Here is a 19,608-nt window from a genome sequence, read left to right on the forward strand (position 1 = left end):
GCTGCGAGAGCAGGCGCGCCGCCGCAGACAGTGCTTAGGGCCTGCCAATGCCATTTATGCAGATGCGTTGCGAGTCAAAAAGGCCTTGAGCAAGGCGCAAAACGCAGGCGGGGCAGACCCCGTCAAGGCTTTGCAACGCCGCGCAAGGCCTTTTTGATCGCAACCCGGAGGGAATGGGGTGAAAACGGCGCCACTCGGCGTTGCGCTTCTAGCCAGACAAAAGTCTGGGCGTCGTCGCGCGCCTTGATTGGCACCGTTTTCACCCCATTCGCATTTGCATAAATGGCATTGGCAGGCCCTGGCACGGCAAGGCGGCGTAACGACCTATCGCAGCGAATTAGCAATGGAATAAAAATCAAAGCCCCCAGTGAGCGGTAACTCACTGGGGGCCTTGTCTTGCCAGACGGACCGGTAAGTCCGCTGCCATGGAAGAAAGTATCTCCCGGGAGTGGCCGAATAATTTGCCTGATTTGCTGCTGAATTTCCCATAAACAGATAAAAAATCTGTAAAACAGAAAATTTCAGATAAATTACCTGAATGGATACTTTAGACCGGAAAATCCTTCAGGTTTTGCAGGCTGACGCGCGCACCAGCCTGCAAGACATCGGTCAGGCCGTGGGCCTGAGCCCCTCGCCCTGCTGGGGCCGCATCAAGAAGATGGAGGAAGCCGGCGTGATCGAGGGCTACACGGTGCGCCTCAATGCGCAGGCGCTGGGCCTGGGCGACACGGTGATGGTGCAGGTCACGCTGGACAGCCATTCCGACAACACGTTGGAGAAATTCGGTGAGACGCTGGCGGCGATCCCCGAGGTGATAGAGGCTTATCTGGTGTCCGGCGAATACGACTACCTGCTGCGCATCGCGGTGCACGACACCAAGGACTACGAGCGCCTGCTGCGCGAGCGGCTCTACAAGATCAAAGGCATACGCCACAGCAAGTCCAGCTTTGTGCTGCGCACCCTCAAGAAGGCTGACCTGCCCCTGCTGACGGGCTGAGCCAGGCGAAGGTCAGCGCTGACAGCGGCCGGTGGGGCCGGCTGACAGCTGCGCGAACCTCACCCGCCCACACTGACGAATGCCCTGCATCATGCAGGGCGCGGGCATTGCCGTCATTTCTTCAGGGGGTTTTATGCGATCGATTGCCTGTCAACGCGTCTGGCATGTTCTGGCGCTGTGCGCGGCATTCGCCTGTACGCTGGCCGCGTGCGGTGACACCGCCTTGTTGCCGCCGGAGGCCGGTATGGGCGCCAATCCAACCCTGCCCAAACCCAACAAGACCTTGTTTCCCACGGTGAACATCGCGCCAGCCAAAGGTTGGCCCGAAGGTGCAATGCCCACGCCCATGGCGGGCCTGGGTGTAACGGCCCTGGCCAGCGGCCTGGACCATCCGCGCTGGGTCTACGTGCTGCCCAACGGCGACGTGCTGGTGGCTGAAAGCAATGCGCCACCCAAGCCGGAAGACGGCAAGGGTATCCGCGGCTGGTTCATGAAAAAGGTAATGGGCCGGGCCGGCGCCGGGGCGCCCACGGCCAACCGCATCACTTTGCTGCGCGATGCCGACGGCGACGGCAAGGCCGAAAGCCGCAGCGTGTTTCTGGAAGACCTCAACTCGCCCTTCGGCATGGTGCTGGTGGGCAATGATTTTTACGTGGCCAACACCGATGCCGTTGTGCGTTTCCCTTACCAGCCGGGCCAGACCCGCATTACGGCGAGGCCCGTCAAGGTGGTGGACCTGCCGGCCGGCCCTATCAACCACCACTGGACAAAAAACATCATCGCCAGCCCGGACGGCAGCAAGCTGTATGTCACCGTCGGCTCCAACAGCAATGTGGGCGAACGCGGCATGGAAGCCGAAACCGGCCGCGCCGCCATCTGGGAGGTCGACGCCAAAACCGGCAGCCACCGCGTGTTTGCCTCGGGCCTGCGCAATCCCAACGGCATGGGTTGGGCACCCGGCAGCGGCGCACTCTGGACGGTGGTGAACGAGCGCGACGAGATCGGCAGCGACCTCGTACCCGACTACCTGACTTCGGTGCGCGATGGCGTGTTTTACGGCTGGCCCTACAGCTATTACGGCCAGAACGTGGACGACCGCGTCAAGCCGCCGCGTCCGGACCTGGTGGCGCAAGCGGTTTCACCCGACTACGCACTGGGCTCCCATGTCGCGCCATTAGGCATGGTGTTTTCAGAAGGCAATGCGCTGCCGCCATCACTGGCCTCGGGAGTTTTTATCGGTGAGCACGGTTCCTGGAACCGCGTGCCGCACAGCGGGTACAAGGTGGTGTTCGTGCCTTTTCGCCAGGGCTTGCCGGCTGGTTTGCCGGTGGATGTGCTCACGGGCTTCCTGAGCCCCGAAGGCCATGCCTACGGCCGGCCGGTGGGCGTGGCGATGGACAAGCGCGGCGCGCTGCTGGTGGCCGACGATGTGGGCAACGTGGTCTGGCGGGTGAGCGGTAGCCAGCTGAAATAGAAGGTTTGGGGGTTTTAAAGGGAAAGCGCCTGAAACCCTTATGTGATGAGCGCAAGCAGCTATTAATTTAATAGCGGTCACGCTGCCTGAATCGCATCAGGCTGTCGGCAACACCATGTCGGCGGTGCCGGGGCAGACCCAGCGGGGGTGTTCCCGCGAGGTGTCTATGCACCCGCCCGATACATACACGCCCTTGGGTTCACGCATGCGCAGCATCTGTTCCAGGATTCGTGCCGTCTCGGCCGGGTCGGTGCTGGAGGCCTTGACGCCGGCTTCCACGATGCTTTCATTGATACGCAACTCGCCGGCTTCGTCGGTGTAGGTGGCATGCCGCCAGTGAAACAGCTCCAGGCATTTGGCCGTCAGGGTGTAGGGCTGCTCGCGTTTCCAGAAGTTGGTGAACTGCCCGTTGCCGATGTAGAACACCCAGGAGCCTTCATAGCCCGAAACGTCCGAAGAGTGTTCATCGGGGTTGCGAAACCAGAGGCGGTCGCCGGGCACGTAATACCTGGGCGGCAGGGGTTGTTCCATCGTGCCGTATTCGCGCAGGAACACGTCGTGGAATTTGCCCGACATGATGGCGCGGTGCTCCCAGCGCTGCTGCAGCGCGGCCAGCAACGGCGGGTTGCAGGTTTCGAGTTCCTGCGCGATGGCCAGCAGGATCACGTATTCGGTCGCGCGGTAGCAGGAAAAGGAATACAGCTTGCCCGAGGCCTCGGGTTGGGTGGCTTTTTCCAGGGCGGGAATCAGCGCGTGACCGGGCTTGACGGTAAAGCCAGCGTCTTCCGAGTAGACCCAGCAGTCCTCCGGCCGGTTGACTTCGGTGGTGTGAAATTCCAGTGCAGTCTTGCGCGCAGCCAGCACGATGTTGCGGCGTATGCGCACTGCCGATGCCAGCTCCGCATGGCTGGGAAATTCAAACGCGACCGGGCTGAGCAGCATGGCCAGAAGAATCTCTCGTTCCAGGTCTTCGCTGTTGTTCAGCGTATCCAGCTGCAGCCGTTCTGCCAGGCCCAGGGTGTCCAGGCCGGGCGCCCATTGTGCGGCGAGGCCGTCCGGCAGGCAGAAGCTTCTTGCGGCGGTGGAGCCCGGAAAAATCTCCCTGGTTTCCACGGCGTCCTGCAGGCCGAGCTTTTCAAGCTGCACCAGGAAACTGTAAGTGGAAGCTGCCAGCGCGCCGGTTGTTTCACCGTGAAGGCGAATTCCGACAGGACGAAGGCTGGGCATCAGGGCGGCGGTCATATTGCCGCAAAGTATCTTTGCTTGTGGTCGATTCGGCAATGGCGGAAAAACCACGAAGCCGGCTGCTCGCGGGCACGGTCAGGCGTAAGTAATCCAGCTTGCGTGTTCGGGCGCGTCCAGGTGTGGCAAGGTGTTGTAGGTCACCAGCATGTGCCGCTTGGGCGTAAAGGCAAACTCGGTAAGTGAGCAGTTGCGTATGCGCAGGTTCAGCTCTATCGTGGTTTCAGGGCTGGTGCCCAGCACATGGCCCACAGCGGTCGAGATGGGTCCGCCGCTGGAAACCAGCAGCACATTGCCGTTGTAACTGGCACGAATGTGGTTCAGGACAGAGGTTACACCCTCAACAAACCCGGTGTAGCTTGGCATGCCCTGGGGGCTGACCACGCCGGCCATCCACTGTGCCAGCCCGTCACGCAACAGCCGGAAGTGGCCGCGGTATTCCTCGGGCGTGGTGGGTTTTTCGAGCTTGTGCGGGTGAATGGCGCCGATGACTGCGTGGCTGTCATATTCATTGAGCCCGGGACGCTGTGTGGCTTGCATGGTGATACCCATGCCTTCACAGATCCCGGCAAAGGTATTGATCTGCCGCTGCAGCGTGCCGGTGAAAGCGGCGTCAAAGGTGATGCCCTTGTACTTGAAGTACTCGCCCAGACGCACGCTTTGCTGGCGCCCCATGGGGCTGAGCACGTCGTAGTCGTCTTCGCCAAATGAGGCCTGGCCATGGCGCACGAGGTAGAGGGTTCCCATGGCTGGAATTGTGTCGTGCGTGGCAACTGCGGCCAGTCACGCGTGCGACCGGTGCCGGCACCCAAAGGCCAATCCAGCCGGGGCCGCGGAACCGGCTTTGCCGGGCCGCAGGCGCAGCGCCCCCTCGGGGGGCAGCGCACTACGCGAAGCGAGAAGCGTGGGGGCCGGCAGCTAGCACCTTGGCGACAGTCGCCGTGTCCACATTCCCGCCGCACAAGGTGGTGCCCACCACCAGGCCTTTGAGCCGGCCGCGCTCCTGCATGGCCGCAGCAAAACTTGCCGCACCCGCGCCTTCGGCCACGTTGTGTGTGTCGGCATAAAGGTCGCGCATGGCCTGGGCTACTTCGTCGTCCGTCACCTTCACGACGCGTTCCAGGTGCGGCAGCAAAATATCAAGTGCTGCCTGGTCGGCGACGCGGCAGGCCATGCCGTCGGCCAGGTAGGTAGTCACCGGTGCTTCAATCACGCGCCCCGCGGCCAGCGAGTCGGCGTAGGTGGTGGCGTGCGCGCTGACCACGCCCACGATGCGCAGCTTGCGGCCCAGCGCCAGCTTGGCGGCAACGGCCGAACACGCGCCCGAGCCCTGGCCTATCGGCACATACACCACGTCGAGTTGCGGCACCGCCAGCATGAATTCCCACCAGTAGGTGCTGACGCCGCGCAGCAAATCCGCATGAAAGCTCGGCACCATGTGGGCGCCGCGTTCGGCAGCCAGCCTCTTTGCAAACTCGCGGCTTTCCTGGAAGTCGTTGCCGTGCTCGATCAGTGTGACGCCCAGTGCGCGCATGGCGGCGTTTTTCTCCACCGCATTGCCATGCGGAACCACGATGGTGCAAGGCACGCCGTGCGCGCGGGCGGCCCAGCCTATGCTCTGGCCGTGGTTGCCGCGTGTGGCGCTGATGGCTTCTCGCGGCAGCTCGCCGCGTTGCCTGAGTGCCTCAAAGTAGGTGAGCCCGCCGCGCAGCTTGAACGCGCCCACCGGTGTGTGGTTCTCGTGCTTGATCCAGCAGTCGGCGCCCAGCCGCTGGCTGGACAGGCCCCAGCGGTACTGCGGCGTGGCCTGGAACTCGCGGTAGACGACACGGGCCGCATCTTCAATCTCCTGCAGCGAAGGCAGCATGCTGTTCCCCAGCTCCGGCGCGCGGTCGAGTACCGTGCTCATTGGGTGGCCTCCGCTTTGCGAGCTGCGGCATTCGCCTTGGGAACGGCCCGGCGGCTCATGCGGCCACCCGCTTTTCAGTCAGCAGGCGCAGCGCCAGCAAGCCCAGCACGGTGCCCATCACATAGCGCTGCACGCGCATCCAGCTGATATTGCGGTTGAGGAAACCGGCAATCGCCGCGGCGAAGCAGATCAGCACTGTGTTCACACCCGTGCTGACGCTGATCTGCACGGCGCCCAGCGTCAGGCTTTGCAGCAGCAGGTCGCCGCGTTCTGGGTGCAAAAACTGCGGGAAGAACGAGAGATAAAACATGGCGACCTTGGGGTTGAGCAGGTTGGTCATAAAACCCATGAGGAAGAGAGTGCGCGGCGGGTCGTGCGGCAGCTCGCGCGTTTCAAAAGGCGCCAGGCCCCCGGGCTTGACGGCTTGCCAGGCCATCCAGAGCAAATAGGCCGCGCCCGCCACCTTGATCGCATCAAAGGCCAGCGGCACGGCCAGCAGCAGTGCGGTTAGCCCGAACGACGCGGCCAGCAGATGGACGACAAACCCCAGCGCCACGCCGCTAAGCGATACCAGCCCGGCGCGGGGGCCCTGGCACAGCGTGCGTGAGATGCAGTAAATCATGTTAGGCCCGGGCGTGAGCACCAGCACCAGGGCGGCGAGAGCAAACCAGGCGAGTTCAGTGGACGTCAACATTTCAGGCTCCTTTGGATTCCAGGGTGACGAGGCCGCGCGGCGTCTGCAGCGTGGCGATGAGATTGGGCGGGCCTTGCGAGAGGCCTACACCGGCCAGCCCTATGGCCTCGTAGCCGCCGCGCAATGCGTCGGGGCGCGGGTGGCTGGCGTGCAGCGATTGCAGCGTGACGCCTGAGGGCGCCATGCCATCGGCCGGATGCACGTCGCCCCACTGGATCAGCGTGGGCAGCGCACCGTAAAACAGCCTCTGACCATCTTCACGCACGGTGATTTTCCAGCTGAGCTGGCCTTGCGGCGTCATGCGCGAGACGTCCAGCGCCTCACCGCGATCCAGCCCCAGGCGGGAAAGCGCCCGCACCGCCGCGATCACACGGGGCGTCGAGGCGACAAAGTGCGCGAGCTGCGGGCCGGTCTTGCTCAGCCGCAGCTGCAACTCATGATCATCCAGGTCATACCAGCGTCTGGCCGGTGCCGTACGCGGGGTTTGCTTGTCCGGATTGATTGCAATGATTTCGAAATAGGCGCGTGGAAAGGCCGGCGAGGCCACTGTGAAGAGCCGGTTGTGCGTGCCCATCAGCGGATGCTCGCCGCCCGGCCCGGGCGTGATGCCCAGCACGCGTTCGCACCACTGCACGCCTTCGGCGAGGCCGGCCGCCACCACCACGAGGTGGTCGACCTGTGAGGCCAGCGGCGGGAGTGCGGTGCTGCGTTCCATGGTGAGGGCTGGTTCCTAAAGCGTCACGCTTCCGTCAATGCAGGTGACCGATTCGCCGCCCACCCACACCTGGCCGGCTGCATCGCGCTCGATATGCACCTGACCGGCGCGGCCCAGGCAGACACCTTGCGAGGCGGTATAGCGCTCGGGCGCGTGGCCTTCGGCAATCAGCCACTGGGCCAGGCTGGCATTGAGGCTGCCGGTGACGGGGTCTTCGTCGACGCCGATGGGAGCGGCGAAGGCCCGCACTTCGAAATCAGGGGTTGTTTCAGGTGCGGAGGCTGCGAACGCCTTGGCTTCGCGGTTGGCGCGTGCAATCAACGGCGCGGTTTCCTCACGTGGGTAGCGCGCCACCACGCCGACTTTGGTGCCCAGCTTGGCCAGCGCCTTGTGATCGGGCGCCAGTTGCAGCACGGTCTCCGGGCTGTCCAGCAGCAAGCCCAGCCACATCGGGCCGTTGTCCAGGCACTGGGCGGCGAGGATGCTTGTCGCTTTTAATCCCAGCGCGCCGGCTACCTGTGCCAGCAACGAGGGGCTGGGCGCGGAGCGCTTCAGGGCCGGCGCGGCAAATGCGAGGCGCCTTGTGCCCGTCTCGCGGCGAATCTTCACCAAGCCTACTTTGCACTCCTGCACGATAAAGTCTTTGCTGTGCGGTTGCCCACCGGCTTCCAGCCAGCTGTGGCAGCTGCCCAGCGTGGGGTGGCCGGCAAAAGGCAGTTCGCCGCCGGGTGTGAAGATGCGCACGCTGTAATCAGCCGTGGCGTCTGCGGGTGGCAACAGGAAAGTGGTTTCCGAGAGGTTGGTCCACTTGGCAAAGCGCTGCATGGCGGCGTCATCCAGGCCGCTGCCGTCGATTACCACGGCCAGGGGGTTGCCGAAGTAAGGGGTGGGTGTGAACACGTCGACTTGCTTGAATGCGCGCTGCTTCATGGGGTTTCTCGGTTTTCCAGGATAGGTTTGAAGATTTATGACAAAGGCAGGTCCAGCACGCCGCGCGTGGCGGGCCGTGCCAGGAGGGTTTGGTACCAGCGGTCCAGGTGGGGCCGAATGGGCCGCGGCTGCGGCAAGCCGAACCAGCGGTGCATTTCGCAGCCCAGCGGGATGTCGGCCATGCTGAACTGGTCTCCGCCCATGAACGCATGGTCAGCCAGGTGCGCATCGAGCAGTGCCAGCAGCGCTTCGGTGGCGGCTACGGACTGCGCGATCAGTTCTGCATTGCGCTGCTCCGCAGGCGTGCGAATCCACTGCACGAAAGCCGTGCGTCCGGCCGGGTTGAAGGTGGTCTGCTGCCAGTCCATCCACTGCTCGGCGGCAAAGCGTTGCGGCAGCGCTGTGGGATAAAAATTGCCTGGCGAGTGCTTGGCGCACAGGTAGCGCACGATGACATTGGACTCCCAGATGAGCACTTCACCGTCTTCCATCAGCGGGACCAGCGCATTCGGGTTCTTGCGCCGGTAATCGGCCTCCTTGACGATACCGAACTGGCCCCCGGCGTCGGTTCGCTGCATCGTGAGCCCCAGCTCCTGCGCGGCCCACACGACTTTTCGCACGTTGATGGAGCTGATGCGCCCCCAAAGATGAAGCATGTCAGACCCCTTTCGCGTTCATCATGCTGCCGCGCGCAGTTGAGGCACGCCGGCAGGTAGTTGCTCGCGTATGGCCGCAGCCAGCGCGGCGATGCCGATGTTGATCTGCTCGACGCTGGACGTGACGAACGAGAGGCGCAGCGTGCGGGCGTCGGCATGGTCGGCGTAGAAGGCCCAGCCGGGCACAAAGGCCACGTTGCGCTCCACGGCCTTGGGCAGCAGGTCGATGGCGTTCATGCCTTCAGGCAGGCGCACCCACAAAAACATGCCGCCGGCCGGTGTGTTCCAGCTCACACCTTCGGGCATGCCCTGCTTCATCGCGGCCAGCATCGCGTCGCGCTGCGATTTGTAGAGCGCGCGAATGGTCGGCACGTGGCGGTCCAGGAAGTTGTTCTTCATGGTCTCGACCACCATGCGCTGGTTAAAGCCCGGCGTGTGCAGGTCGGCCGCTTGCTTGGCTTGCAGCAGCTTGGGGTAGAGCGACTTGGGCGCGACCAGAAAGCCCAGGCGCAAACCCGGCGCCAGGATTTTCGAGAACGAGCCCATGTAGACGCAGCCTTCCGGGTTGCGCGCGGTGAGCGGCAGCGGCGGCGGCGTGTCAAACCACAGGTCGCCATAAGGGTTGTCTTCGACGATGGGCAGGCCCAGGCGCGCAGCCTCTGCGCTCAGCGCGGCACGGCGCGCCTCGGTCATGGTGCGGCCGGTCGGGTTCTGGAAGTTGGGCAGCACGTAGAAGAAGCGCGCGCCAGCAGCTTTGCTGGCGAGATCCTTGATGTCCACGCCTTCGTCATCGCTGGCCACGCCGACGATTTCGGGCTCCATCGGTGTGAAGGCCTGCAGCGCGCCCAGGTAGGTGGGCGTTTCCACCAGCACGCGGCTAGCGGCGTCGATCAGGATCTTGGCGATCAAATCCAGGCCCTGCTGCGAGCCGGTGGTGATCAACACCTGCGCTGGGTCCACATCCCAAGGCAGCATGGCGGCCACCATCTCGCGCAGCGGGGCGTAGCCTTCGCTGGCCGCGTATTGCAGCGCGGCATGGCCGTCTTCGCGCAGCACCTTGTCGCACGCTTCACGAAAGGCGGCGACCGGAAAGGTCTTGGGCGAGGGCAGTCCGCCGGCAAAACTGATGATGCCGGGCTTCTCCGTGACCTTGAGGATCTCGCGGATCACCGAGGGGTTCATTTTTTTGGCGCGCTGCGCTTGGGTCCATTCCATTTCACTCTCCTCCTGATGGGCTGTCAAAGACAAGCCTGGTCACAAAAACTTCTGCAAGGCATTTAGCTAAAGCGCTGCCGCGACGGCGGCCGGCGGCAGGGTGAGTCAACGCGTTCATTCTGCACCCCTTCCTCGCGCCTGCATGGCGTGAATCAGGCTCACGGCCTGCGGCGCCACGCTTCCCGGAATTCCCCAGTAATCAAAGACGCCGCCGTCGGCCGCGTGGTGCCCGCAGACGACAAACACCCCCGTTCCCAGCTGCTGCTTGAACTCGCTGGCGAGCCAGCCTACAAAGCCGCTGTTGGGAATATCGGGCGCGAAATGCAGGCACACCACGGCGTAGCGGTCCTCGGCTTTGGTGGATGCCGATGCGGGCAGCAGCGCGCTCCAGACCGCATGGTCGCGGACCAAAGCGAGCGCTTCGCTGGCAGGGTTTGCGACCAGATGTACAGGAAACTGCGCCAAGGGAAACTCGGCGAAGGTGTAGTCGCCCGGGAGCATGTCCACACGCGCGTGCGCCATCACGCGCAAAAGCCGTTTGTGTGTTTGTTCGGGGGTTTCCGGCGTCACGTCCATTGGCTTGGTTCCGCTGTTGTCACGATGGCACGCCGGACGTTTCCGGCGTCATGGGCCGCTCCTGCAAATTCGCCTCCAGGTGGGCAAGTCCCCGCGCGACGTATTCTTCCTTTTCACCGACCGGGGCAAAGTAGTGCAGCACCTCACGGGCTTCGTCAATGCCCTTCAGCCGGGCAATCAGCCATGCGGAAATGTATTGCGCGGACATGCAGCCGCCCGCGGTCGCCAGGTTACCCTTCGCAAAGAAGGCCTGGTTCAGGATGCTCACCCCGGCTGCCTGAACCCAGGGCTTGCTGGTCAAGTCCGTGCACGCCGGCATTTGGCCGACAAGCCCCAGCTTGGCGAGCAAAAAGGTCCCGGAGCACTGCGCTGCGATGAGCTGCCTTTGCGGATTGAGCTGCAGTTGGCCGAGGATGGATGCATCGTTGGCGACTTCGCGCGTTTTCATGCCGCTGCCTATCAGCACGGCATCAGCCTGGTTGGCTTCCCTCAGGTTGATATGTGCATCGATGGTGAGGCCGTTCATGGACGTCACCCGCTCGGTGGGACTGGCAATGCTGACTCTCCAGTCGGCATCACCCCGCAGCGAAATGCGGCTCAGCATTCCGTAGGCTATCAAGGAGTCCAGTTCGTTGAAGCCGTCGAAGGTAAGGATGGCGATATGCATGAAAGCTGTCCTGATGCGGGTTGAAATAGCTACTTCACTGAAAGAAGAAAAAAACGTTGTGGTGAATCGGTCTATCGGTACCGGGGGTGGAGACGGTTCGCGACGGGTCAGTCCACGATAAACAGTTTGGCCCCCGAAGGCGAGGTCGACCGGTGGGCCTCGGCGCCGTCTGCCACCTGGTAGCTCATGCCGGGCAACAGCACATGCACACTGCCGTTGTCCAGTTCCGTCTGCAACTCGCCTTCCAGGCAAAGCAGGATGTGGCCTTTGCTGCACCAGTGGTCGGAAACATATCCGGGTGTGTACTCCACCATGCGCACGCGCACGTCGCCAAACTTGCGAGTGCGCCAGAAGGCCTTGCCTTCCAGGGCGGAATGTTCGGTGCGCTCCACGTTGGACCAGTCGGTGGTGCCGAAGGGGATTTCGTTGATTTGCATGCTGATTACTCCGTGACCGACACGATGGCTTCGATTTCCACTGCAAATCCGCGCGGCAGGGAGCCCACACCGACTGCCGAGCGCGCATGGCGGCCGGCCTCACCGAATACCTGCACCAGCAGATCTGAGCAGCCGTTGATGACTTCGGTATGACCCATGAAGTCGGGTGTTGCGTTGACCATTCCCAGCAGCTTGACCACGCGCCGCACGCGCGAAAGTTCGCCCAGGGCGGCCTTCATGGTGGCAATCAGGTTCAGTCCGACGTCGTGGGCATGGTCGCGGGCTTCCTCCGCGCTGATCTCGCGCCCGACCTTGGGCACCACGGCCAGGTCTTGCCGCAGCGGCGAGCCCTTGCCCGACAGGTACAGCATGGAACCGTCGAGCACCCAGGCATCGAAATTACCGCGAGGTGTCACGACGGGCGGCATGATCAGGCCGAGTTGCTGCAGGCGTTGTTCGGGAGTCATCGATGGTTCCTTGTTATAGGAGATATCCTGGAAAGAGGTGCAAAAGCGGCGGGCCGCCTCAAGCCCACTTCATGCCCGTTTCCGCTGGTTGGGCGTGATGTGTGCAATGGTGCCGTCGCCGTAAGAGCGCAACACCTGTGAGATGACGATGTGAAAACCTTTGTACCACTGCGTGTACTGGCGTTTGGCTTCCAGGTGCTTGGGGTGTGCTGAAAAAACGCGCAGCGATTCTTCGGTTTCCCAGAAGTAAGTGGCATTGGTCAGCACGCCATCCGGCGAGCGCCAGGACTCCGCGCCCAGGTAGCCAGGCGTGGCCTGGGCGGCTTCTTCGATCAGCGCGTCCAGCGTGTGGAACCGTTCGTCGTAGGTGCCGGGTTCAAAAATAAAGGCGGCTGAGTACATCACAACTTTCTGGTGTTAAGCAAAGAGCCAGGTTCGGCGGCCCGGACGCGAGCGCCTGACTGCACCGGCATTTTTTTTCCGATGAAAACGGTGGCAATCACGGCCAGCCCGAAGCCGACGGTGACGGCGTCCAGGTGCTCGCCAAGCAGCGGCACAGAAAACAACATGGACAAAAACGGCTGCACCAACTGCACCTGGCTGACACGCACCGTACCGCCGAGCGCCAGGCCGCGGTACCAGGCAAAAAATCCCAACCAGGCCGAGAACACCGCCACGTAGGCAAAGCCGGCCCAGGCGCTGACCTTGAGTGGTGCTGTGGGCCAGCTGAAAAGAGACAGGGGCAAAGTCAAGGGCAGCGAGAGCACCAAGGCCCAGCAGATCACGTGCTCGGCGCGCATGTGCTGGGACAGCCGCGCACCGTAGCCGTAACCGACGGCCGCGCACAAACAGGCGGCCAGCAACAAAAGGTCAGCAAAATGGATGGACAGCCCGCCCACACTGTTTGAACGCAGCATGGCGAACAGAACCACCAGCGCGCTGCCCAGTGCCGCACACAGCCAGAAGCCGGCAGACGGACGCTGGCGGTGCAGCAGGGCGCCCACCGCCGCGGTGGCCAGGGGCAGCACGCCGAGAATGACGCTTGCATGCACGGCTTCCACGTAGCGCATGGCGATCGAGGTGAAGAGCGGAAAACCAAACACCACGCCGCCCGCGGTGACGGCCAGCGGCAGCCAGTCCTTTCGCTGCGGCAGCGCTGCGCGGGTGGCCAGCAAAAACACCGCCGACAACACGGCCGCCACCGTGGCCCGCCCGAGCGCGATGAAAACGCCCGACATCTGCGGCGCATCCGGCGTGCCCACGGCCAGGCGTGTCATGGGCAGCGTGACGGCAAAAATCACGATGCCCAGCAAGCCGAGCCATAGCCCTTTGGTTGTGTCGGCAGATGTGGACGTCATATAAAAAGCATCCAGATGGCGGTAGCCACGAGTACCAGCGCCATGGCGCGGTTGAACCACTGGAGCCGACGCCCGCTGCCGGACGGGCCGGTCAGCCACTCGCGCAACAAAGATCCGGCGAGCGCGTAAGTGAGGTTGCTCACAAAAGCGTAGGCCAGCATCACAGGTAATACGATGGCCAGTCGCGCGGCCGGCGCCTCGCGGCCGGCAATCCAGCCGCTCACGATGGCCAGCGCCAGCATCCATGCCTTGATGTTGACAAACTGCAGTGCGGCGCCTTGCCAGAAAGTGACGTTCAGGCGCGCCGCGTCCGCCTCGCTCAACTGGCGCGACTGTGAAATCTTCCAGGCCAGCCACAGCAAGTACGCCACGCCGATGATCTTCACGGCCCAGCTCAGCAAGGGCACGGCCAGCACCAGGGCGCCCAGCCCCAGGGCACACACCAGGAGCAGTACGCCCCAGCCGACCGGCACCGCGCAGACAAAAGGCAGCGCGCGTTTCAACCCATGGTTGGCTCCCAGTGCGGTTGATAGCGTCGTGTTGGGTCCCGGCGAAAAGCTCATCGCCGTTGCCAGCACCAGTAAGGCCGTAAATTCTTGCCAGTTCATGCTTTCAACTTTATAGTTGAAAGCAATACACCACCAGTACAGTTGTTGGTACAAATTCCCAAACTGTATTGGTTAAATTGTCAGCACACATGCCGCCAGCAGGGCGTGCCAAGGCCACACCATGTTGATGAAAACCGCTTCACAGTCCCTGACCGAACAGCTGTCGGCGCGCTTTGCCGAGCGCATCCGTAGCCGGCTGTTGGCCCCTGGTGCTCGCCTGCCTTCTGTGCGGCTGTGCGCCGAGCAGCAAGGTGTAAGTGCCTCCACCGTGGTGGCGGCTTATGACCAGTTGCTGGCGCAAGGTCTGGTGGTGGCGCGCAAGAACCGCGGTTTTTTTGTCCGTGATACTTCGCTTAATGCGGCGCTGGCACAGGCTCCCAAAGCGCCGGTAGCTATAAAAAATATAGCAGACGCAAAAACTGGTACGCCCGCGGGCCACACCCCCCCGGGCGCCTGGAGCACTGCGACCTGGATGGCCACGCGCCAGGCGCCGGTGGATGCGACGGCGCTGATCCGCGGGATGTTCCACAAGGTCAGCAACAAGCCGCAACCCGGCATGGGCGTGTTTCCACCAGACTGGCTCGAAACCACCTTCATGCCGGCCGCCGTCCGCAAAGTCACCAGCGTCAGCGCGTTGCGGGACTTTTCGCTCCAGTACGGTGAACCCATGGGCGACAGCGGCCTGCGCCGCGCGCTTTCGCAGAAGCTCAGTGCACTCAATGTGCACGCCGCGCCCGAGCAGATCATCACCACCGTTGGCGCCACCCATGCGCTCGACATCGTCAGCCGGACGCTGCTGCGTGCCGGGGACTGTGTGATGGTGGAGGAGCCCGGCTGGGCGGTGGAGTTCGCCCGGCTGGACGCTTTAGGCATGCGCATCCTGCCGGTACCGCGCCGCGCCGACGGCCCGGACCTGGCGGTGATGGCCCAATACTGCGAAATCCACCAGCCCAAGCTGTTTGTCAGTGTCAGCGTATTCCACAACCCGACGGGCTACTGCCTCACGCCCGGCAGCGCCCACCGCGTGCTGCAGTTGGCGATGCAACACAACTTCCACATTGTTGAAGACGACACCTACAGCCACCTGGCGCCTGAGCATGCCACGCGGCTATGCGCCCTCGATGGGCTGCAGCGCACGATTTATGTCAGCGGCTTCGCCAAGATCCTGGCACCCGGCTGGCGCGTCGGCTTCATGGCCGCACCCCCCGACCTCATCGAGCGCCTGCTGGACACCAAACTGCTGGCCACGCTAACCACGCCAGCCCTGCTGGAGAAGGCGCTGGCCTGGTGCATAGATCAGGGCCAGTTACGCCGGCATGCCGAGCGTATTCGCACCCGGCTTGACGGCGCGCGTGCACGCAGCGTCAAATTGGCCCTGGCTCACGGCTGCACATTTGCTGCGGAGCCCGCCGGCCTGTTCGGCTGGGTGGACACGGGCGTCGATACCGATGCGTTGTCCCAGCGCATGCTGGACGAGGGCTACCTGATTGCGCCTGGCGGCTTGTTTCACGCGGCGCGCAAACCCAGCACATTGATGCGCATCAACTTTGCAACCACGCAGGAGGCTGCGTTCTGGAAGGTGTTTGCGCGCTTGCGTGATGCCGTGAGGTAACTTTCCTCCTTCTTTCGCGGCTTGCCCTGGCAGAACGGGGCCGGCAGTGAAGAAGCGAGCTTTGAGCGAGCTTAGTGCCGAGTTCGGGCCGCTTGTCTTCGCCACGCTGCCCGCCGGGAACGGTCGCGACTATGCGGGTATGTCTTCCGCCCGCCATGCTCCGCGTTGGAGTTCGCCTGGCTTGTTGCGCCTGGGGCGTTGCTCTTTCCTCCCTTTTCTCCTTGTTTTCCTCATCCTCCGGCTTCCCGTTGGCGCTGCCCGGCTACCTATCCCCTTTCGAAAATGACACTCGGCTTGGCCGGTAATCTGATAGTCGTTTCTATTGGTTACGAGTTAACTCTAATTGATCAACTGAAGATCCGGTATTTAGTTAATTTCCATTAGTTTCTTCAGGGTTTTTGGTGGATTTCCAATGTTTTAACATGTAACTTACTGTTTCAATTGATCAAATTGAAGGCTGAAATTCAACTAAATACGGACATTTGTGCGATTTTTCTCACGGAATTTTTGTTTTTATTCACATCTATTGCGTTCATGTGAAGTAATCGAGGCTCTGAAAGTTGATAAGTAACATAAAGTTACGTCTCAAATACATATCGATGCGCATATGTTGCCGGCCCTACATGGATCTGCCTCCGAGCCAGCCATTTGCCGAGAGTCACGAAAGGACGTTACCCATGAAATCTGCCCTGAAACTTTGTATTTTTGCCGTCGGGCTGGTGTTTGGCCAGGCCGTGCTGGCCCAAGCCTCGCCGGTGTCTTCCCAGCTCCTGGCGCAGCGCGTGGAGATGGTGGGCGGCAAGCCCGTGCTCAAGCCTGCCGGCGATGGCAAACCGGGGGATGTCCTGCAGTACAGCGCAACCTACCGCAATACCAGCGCCGCTGCAGCCGGCAAGCTTCTGGCAACCATACCGGTGCCTCCGGGCACCACCTTTATCGCGGCAAGTGCCGAACCTGCACAGGCCCTGGCCTCCACGGATGGAACTGTCTTCGCACCCATGCCACTGACGCGCATGGTCAAGCAGGCCGACGGCAGCGTGCGCAAAGAGCCCGTTCCCCTGGCTGACTATCGCGCCTTGCGCTGGGAAACCGGCACCTTGGCCGCAGGCGCCAGCACCGTGGTCAGTCTGCGTGTGCGTATCGATTCACCTGCGGCCGCACTGGCTGCCAAACCGTGATGACGGCCAGCTTCCTTCGCAGCTGCGCCTCCCGCCATGCGGGCGGCGCATTTCGCCTTTCCGTTCCCCGTTAATTGTTTGTTGATTCACCGTTGTTAAGTAGCCAGGAGAAAAAGCCATGTATGCCAATCCTTCGAGTCCGCAGCCTTTAGGGTTGCAGCACTTCTTCACCCACTGGATTGTGGGATTGTTTGTCGCGCTTGCGCTGGCTCTGGCCGGCCTGGCGGCCCACGCCGCGCCGCCGCCGGCGGGCACGTCCATCAGCAACCAGGCCTCGGCCACGTACTCGGATGCATCCGGCATAACGCGCACGGTCACGTCGAACGTGGTGCAGACCACGGTGCAGCAGATTGCGAGCTTGACCCTGGCGGCCAATGGCGCGCAGAACGCGACACCCGGCAGCGTGGTGTACTACCCGCACACCCTGACCAACACGGGTAACGGCACGGACACGTTCAATCTGACCACCAGCAATACCGGTGGCTTCTCGATGGCCAGCGTCCAGATTTTTGCCGACAACGGCAGCGGCACACCAACGGGCCCGGCGATCACTTCGACGGGCGCACTGGCGGCAGGCGGTCTCTTCAAGTACATCGTGGTCGCCACCTTGCCGGGCACGGCTACGGCGGCACAGACCAACACCATCACGGTGACCGGCACCAGCGTATTTGACCCGACGAAAACCCAGTCGAACACCGACGTGACCACGGCCACGACCAACGCAGTCGTCACGCTGACCAAGTCGGCCAGCGTATCCAGCGGCTCCGCCGGCACGGCCATCACCTACACCCTGACCTACACGAACACCGGTAACAGCACGGCCACCGCCGTGGCGATCACCGACGTTCTGCCGACAGGCCTGACCTATACCGCAGGCTCTGCACGTTGGAGCGTGACGGGCGCCACGGCGCTGAGCGACGCTGGTGCCTCCAGTGGTTCTGCACCCAACACCCTGACTTCGGGCTACACCCTGGGCACCAAGACCTTGCTGGTCACGCTCAACCAGGTAACGGCTGGCCAATCTGGCACCATCAGCTTCGGCGTGACCGTGGCCGGGGGAACTGCACCCGGCGTGCTGAACAACACCGCCACGACGTCCTACAACAACGGCGCTACCACGGTAACGGGCGGCTCCAATACGGTGCCGTTCACGGTGCTGCAGACCGCCGCCGTGACGCTGACCGGCACCACGGTGCCTGGCCCGGCCGCGCCCGGCTCGACGGTAAGCTTCACCAACACGGTGACCAATACCGGTAACGGTTCCGACACCTTCAACATGACGCTGAGCACGGGCAACTTCCCGGCCGGCACGACCTTCCAGCTTTACAAGAGCGACGGCGTCACGCCGTTGGTCGATACGAATAGCGACGGCACGGTTGACACCGGCCCGCTGGCCGCAGGCGCCACCTACAACGTGATCCTCAAGGCCACGCTGCCGCCGAACGCGACCAACACCGGTGCGCCTTTCATCATTGCCAAGACGGCCACCTCGGTGTTTGATCCGACCAAGACGGCCACCACCAACGACCAGTTGACCGCCGTGACTGCCGCGGCAGTTGATGCGACCAACAATCTGCCGACCGCCGTGGGTGTTCCCGGCGTGGGTGTGTTTGCCAACGGTGAAGGTGCCGCGCAGGTCACCAACACGCTGAACCCGGGCGCTTCGACGGTCTTCACCATCGTGGCCAACAACACCGGCCCGTCGCCGGACAGCTACAACCTGGGCGCCAGCACGGTGAACACCTTCGCCAGCGTGACGCTGCCCGCTGGCTGGACGGTCAGCTTCCGCGCCGACGGCGGCGTGGGCAACTGCTCGACCACCGGCGCGACCATCACCAACACCGGCTCCGTGGCCGCCGGCGGCAACGTCGTCGTCTGCGCGGTGGTGGGTGTGCCGGCCGGCTTTGCGGCAGGCACCACGCAGCTGTATTTCCGCACGCTGTCGCCCACGTCGAACGCTTCAGACACGCTGCATGACGCCGTGATCGTGAGCGCTGTCCGCTCGGTCACCCTGACGCCCAATGGCGCCGGCCAGACCTACCCGGGCGGCTCCTACGTCTACAGCCACACCTTGACCAATACCGGCAACGTGCTGGAAGGCAACGGCACAGTCAGCACGCTGACCCTGGCCGGCGCCGACAACCAGGCCGGCTGGACTTCCGCGCTGTACTACGATGCCAACGCCAACGGCGTACTCGACGCGACCGACCCTCAGATCAGCAGCACGCTGCACGCCGCGGGCGTCCTGCCTGCGGGTCTGGCTCCCGGTGCATCGATCACGGTGTTCAACAAGGTGATCGCTCCTAGCGGTGCAACCCCCGGTGCAGTGGACGCCACGACCATCACGGTCACGACCACCAATGGCAGCTACGCGACGACAGTTCCTGCCGTGGCTACTGCGGTTGACAGTACGACCGTGATCGCCGGCAACCTGACGCTGACCAAGGCGCAATCCCTGGACACGGCTTGCGCAGGCGCCAACGGCGGCACGGTCTACGCGGCGGCTACCCTCAGCGCCCGTCCCAACCAGTGCGTGCTGTACCAGATCACCGTGACCAACGTGGGATCCGCGAATGCGACCTCCGTTGTGGTGTCCGACGCGACGCCTAGCTACACCACCCTGAGCAGCGCTGCGGCAAGCACGGTAGGTACCGTGACCGGCCCCTCCGCAGGCGCAGCGGGCACCGTCACCGCGACGATCGGCACCCTGACCCCTGGTCAGTCGGCTGTCGTGACTTTCGGTGTACGCATCAACCCCTAACCCGGGACTGACCTCAAGCGCGGGAAGCGAAAGCTTCCCCGCTTTTCAAAGGGCACGGCCGCGTGCCCTTTGGAAAGCGACGCCCTGTCGAAAACCGAACAACAAGCCCATC

General features: G+C 63.1%; 20 protein-coding genes. 5 read left to right on the forward strand and 15 right to left on the reverse strand.

The genetic code is table 11. The annotated features are described in order from the left end of the window. The first annotated feature begins 538 nt into the window (after positions 1 to 538). Positions 539 to 997, forward strand: a complete 459-nt coding sequence (locus AC1D13_RS10995) for an Lrp/AsnC family transcriptional regulator (RefSeq protein WP_457281426.1) — start codon at positions 539 to 541, stop codon at positions 995 to 997. A 133-nt stretch (positions 998 to 1,130) separates the two neighbouring features. Beyond that, on the forward strand, positions 1,131 to 2,471 hold the full coding sequence (locus tag AC1D13_RS11000) for a PQQ-dependent sugar dehydrogenase (protein WP_457281656.1): 1,341 nt from the start codon (positions 1,131 to 1,133) through the stop codon (positions 2,469 to 2,471). 96 nt (positions 2,472 to 2,567) lie between these two features. Here the strand turns inward: AC1D13_RS11000 and AC1D13_RS11005 are convergent, their stop codons facing one another. From AC1D13_RS11005 to AC1D13_RS11075, 15 genes are all read right to left on the reverse strand, one after another. Further along, complete coding sequence (locus tag AC1D13_RS11005; RefSeq protein WP_477689654.1) at positions 2,568 to 3,698, reverse strand: hypothetical protein; 1,131 nt, start codon at positions 3,696 to 3,698, stop codon at positions 2,568 to 2,570. Positions 3,699 to 3,791: 93 nt separating this feature from the next. After that, the gene (locus AC1D13_RS11010; protein WP_457281425.1) at positions 3,792 to 4,460 is read right to left on the reverse strand and encodes a histidine phosphatase family protein; all 669 of its coding nucleotides are present in this window, start codon (positions 4,458 to 4,460) and stop codon (positions 3,792 to 3,794) included. A gap of 139 nt (positions 4,461 to 4,599) precedes the next feature. Beyond that, on the reverse strand, positions 4,600 to 5,622 hold the full coding sequence (locus AC1D13_RS11015) for a threonine dehydratase (RefSeq protein ID WP_477666463.1): 1,023 nt from the start codon (positions 5,620 to 5,622) through the stop codon (positions 4,600 to 4,602). A gap of 55 nt (positions 5,623 to 5,677) precedes the next feature. Further along, on the reverse strand, positions 5,678 to 6,316 hold the full coding sequence (locus AC1D13_RS11020) for a LysE family translocator (protein ID WP_457281423.1): 639 nt from the start codon (positions 6,314 to 6,316) through the stop codon (positions 5,678 to 5,680). A gap of 1 nt (position 6,317) precedes the next feature. Continuing rightward, positions 6,318 to 7,031, reverse strand: a complete 714-nt coding sequence (locus AC1D13_RS11025) for a VOC family protein (protein ID WP_477666464.1) — start codon at positions 7,029 to 7,031, stop codon at positions 6,318 to 6,320. A 15-nt stretch (positions 7,032 to 7,046) separates the two neighbouring features. Continuing rightward, positions 7,047 to 7,961, reverse strand: coding sequence for a PhzF family phenazine biosynthesis protein (locus tag AC1D13_RS11030; RefSeq protein WP_457281421.1), 915 nt, complete (start codon positions 7,959 to 7,961; stop codon positions 7,047 to 7,049). A 35-nt stretch (positions 7,962 to 7,996) separates the two neighbouring features. After that, on the reverse strand, positions 7,997 to 8,617 hold the full coding sequence (locus AC1D13_RS11035) for a glutathione S-transferase family protein (protein ID WP_457281420.1): 621 nt from the start codon (positions 8,615 to 8,617) through the stop codon (positions 7,997 to 7,999). A gap of 21 nt (positions 8,618 to 8,638) precedes the next feature. Then, positions 8,639 to 9,832, reverse strand: a complete 1,194-nt coding sequence (locus AC1D13_RS11040) for an aminotransferase-like domain-containing protein (protein WP_477666465.1) — start codon at positions 9,830 to 9,832, stop codon at positions 8,639 to 8,641. A gap of 114 nt (positions 9,833 to 9,946) precedes the next feature. After that, positions 9,947 to 10,408 carry a DUF6196 family protein gene (locus tag AC1D13_RS11045; RefSeq protein ID WP_457281418.1) on the reverse strand — a complete coding sequence of 154 codons (462 nt, stop codon included), beginning with the start codon at positions 10,406 to 10,408 and terminating at the stop codon, positions 9,947 to 9,949. Positions 10,409 to 10,427: 19 nt separating this feature from the next. Then, complete coding sequence (locus AC1D13_RS11050; protein WP_457281417.1) at positions 10,428 to 11,075, reverse strand: DJ-1/PfpI family protein; 648 nt, start codon at positions 11,073 to 11,075, stop codon at positions 10,428 to 10,430. Positions 11,076 to 11,182: 107 nt separating this feature from the next. Then, complete coding sequence (locus AC1D13_RS11055) at positions 11,183 to 11,512, reverse strand: DHCW motif cupin fold protein (RefSeq protein WP_457281416.1); 330 nt, start codon at positions 11,510 to 11,512, stop codon at positions 11,183 to 11,185. A 5-nt stretch (positions 11,513 to 11,517) separates the two neighbouring features. Further along, on the reverse strand, positions 11,518 to 11,979 hold the full coding sequence (locus AC1D13_RS11060) for a RidA family protein (protein WP_457281415.1): 462 nt from the start codon (positions 11,977 to 11,979) through the stop codon (positions 11,518 to 11,520). A gap of 69 nt (positions 11,980 to 12,048) precedes the next feature. Then, on the reverse strand, positions 12,049 to 12,381 hold the full coding sequence (locus AC1D13_RS11065) for an antibiotic biosynthesis monooxygenase family protein (protein ID WP_457281414.1): 333 nt from the start codon (positions 12,379 to 12,381) through the stop codon (positions 12,049 to 12,051). Next, the gene (locus tag AC1D13_RS11070; protein ID WP_457281413.1) at positions 12,381 to 13,337 is read right to left on the reverse strand and encodes a DMT family transporter; all 957 of its coding nucleotides are present in this window, start codon (positions 13,335 to 13,337) and stop codon (positions 12,381 to 12,383) included. The genes AC1D13_RS11065 and AC1D13_RS11070 overlap by 1 nt, the downstream gene beginning before the upstream one ends. Continuing rightward, positions 13,334 to 13,945 (reverse strand): LysE family translocator, encoded by a 612-nt coding sequence (locus tag AC1D13_RS11075; RefSeq protein ID WP_457281412.1) that lies wholly within the window; start codon positions 13,943 to 13,945, stop codon positions 13,334 to 13,336. The genes AC1D13_RS11070 and AC1D13_RS11075 overlap by 4 nt, the downstream gene beginning before the upstream one ends. Positions 13,946 to 14,066: 121 nt before the next feature. Here AC1D13_RS11075 and AC1D13_RS11080 point away from each other — a divergent pair, with 121 nt between their 5' ends. The 3 genes from AC1D13_RS11080 (at position 14,067) to AC1D13_RS11090 (ending at position 19,496) form a co-directional block, all read left to right on the forward strand. Further along, positions 14,067 to 15,557, forward strand: coding sequence for an aminotransferase-like domain-containing protein (locus AC1D13_RS11080; protein ID WP_477689536.1), 1,491 nt, complete (start codon positions 14,067 to 14,069; stop codon positions 15,555 to 15,557). Positions 15,558 to 16,234: 677 nt separating this feature from the next. Further along, a complete protein-coding gene (locus AC1D13_RS11085; RefSeq protein ID WP_477666468.1) occupies positions 16,235 to 16,735 on the forward strand; it encodes a hypothetical protein in 501 nt (166 codons plus the stop codon). Between the two features lie 118 nt (positions 16,736 to 16,853). Continuing rightward, positions 16,854 to 19,496, forward strand: a complete 2,643-nt coding sequence (locus AC1D13_RS11090; RefSeq protein WP_457281409.1) for a beta strand repeat-containing protein — start codon at positions 16,854 to 16,856, stop codon at positions 19,494 to 19,496. Positions 19,497 to 19,608 lie beyond the last annotated feature (112 nt).

It is taken from the genome of Polaromonas sp. P1_E12, assembly GCF_056405975.1.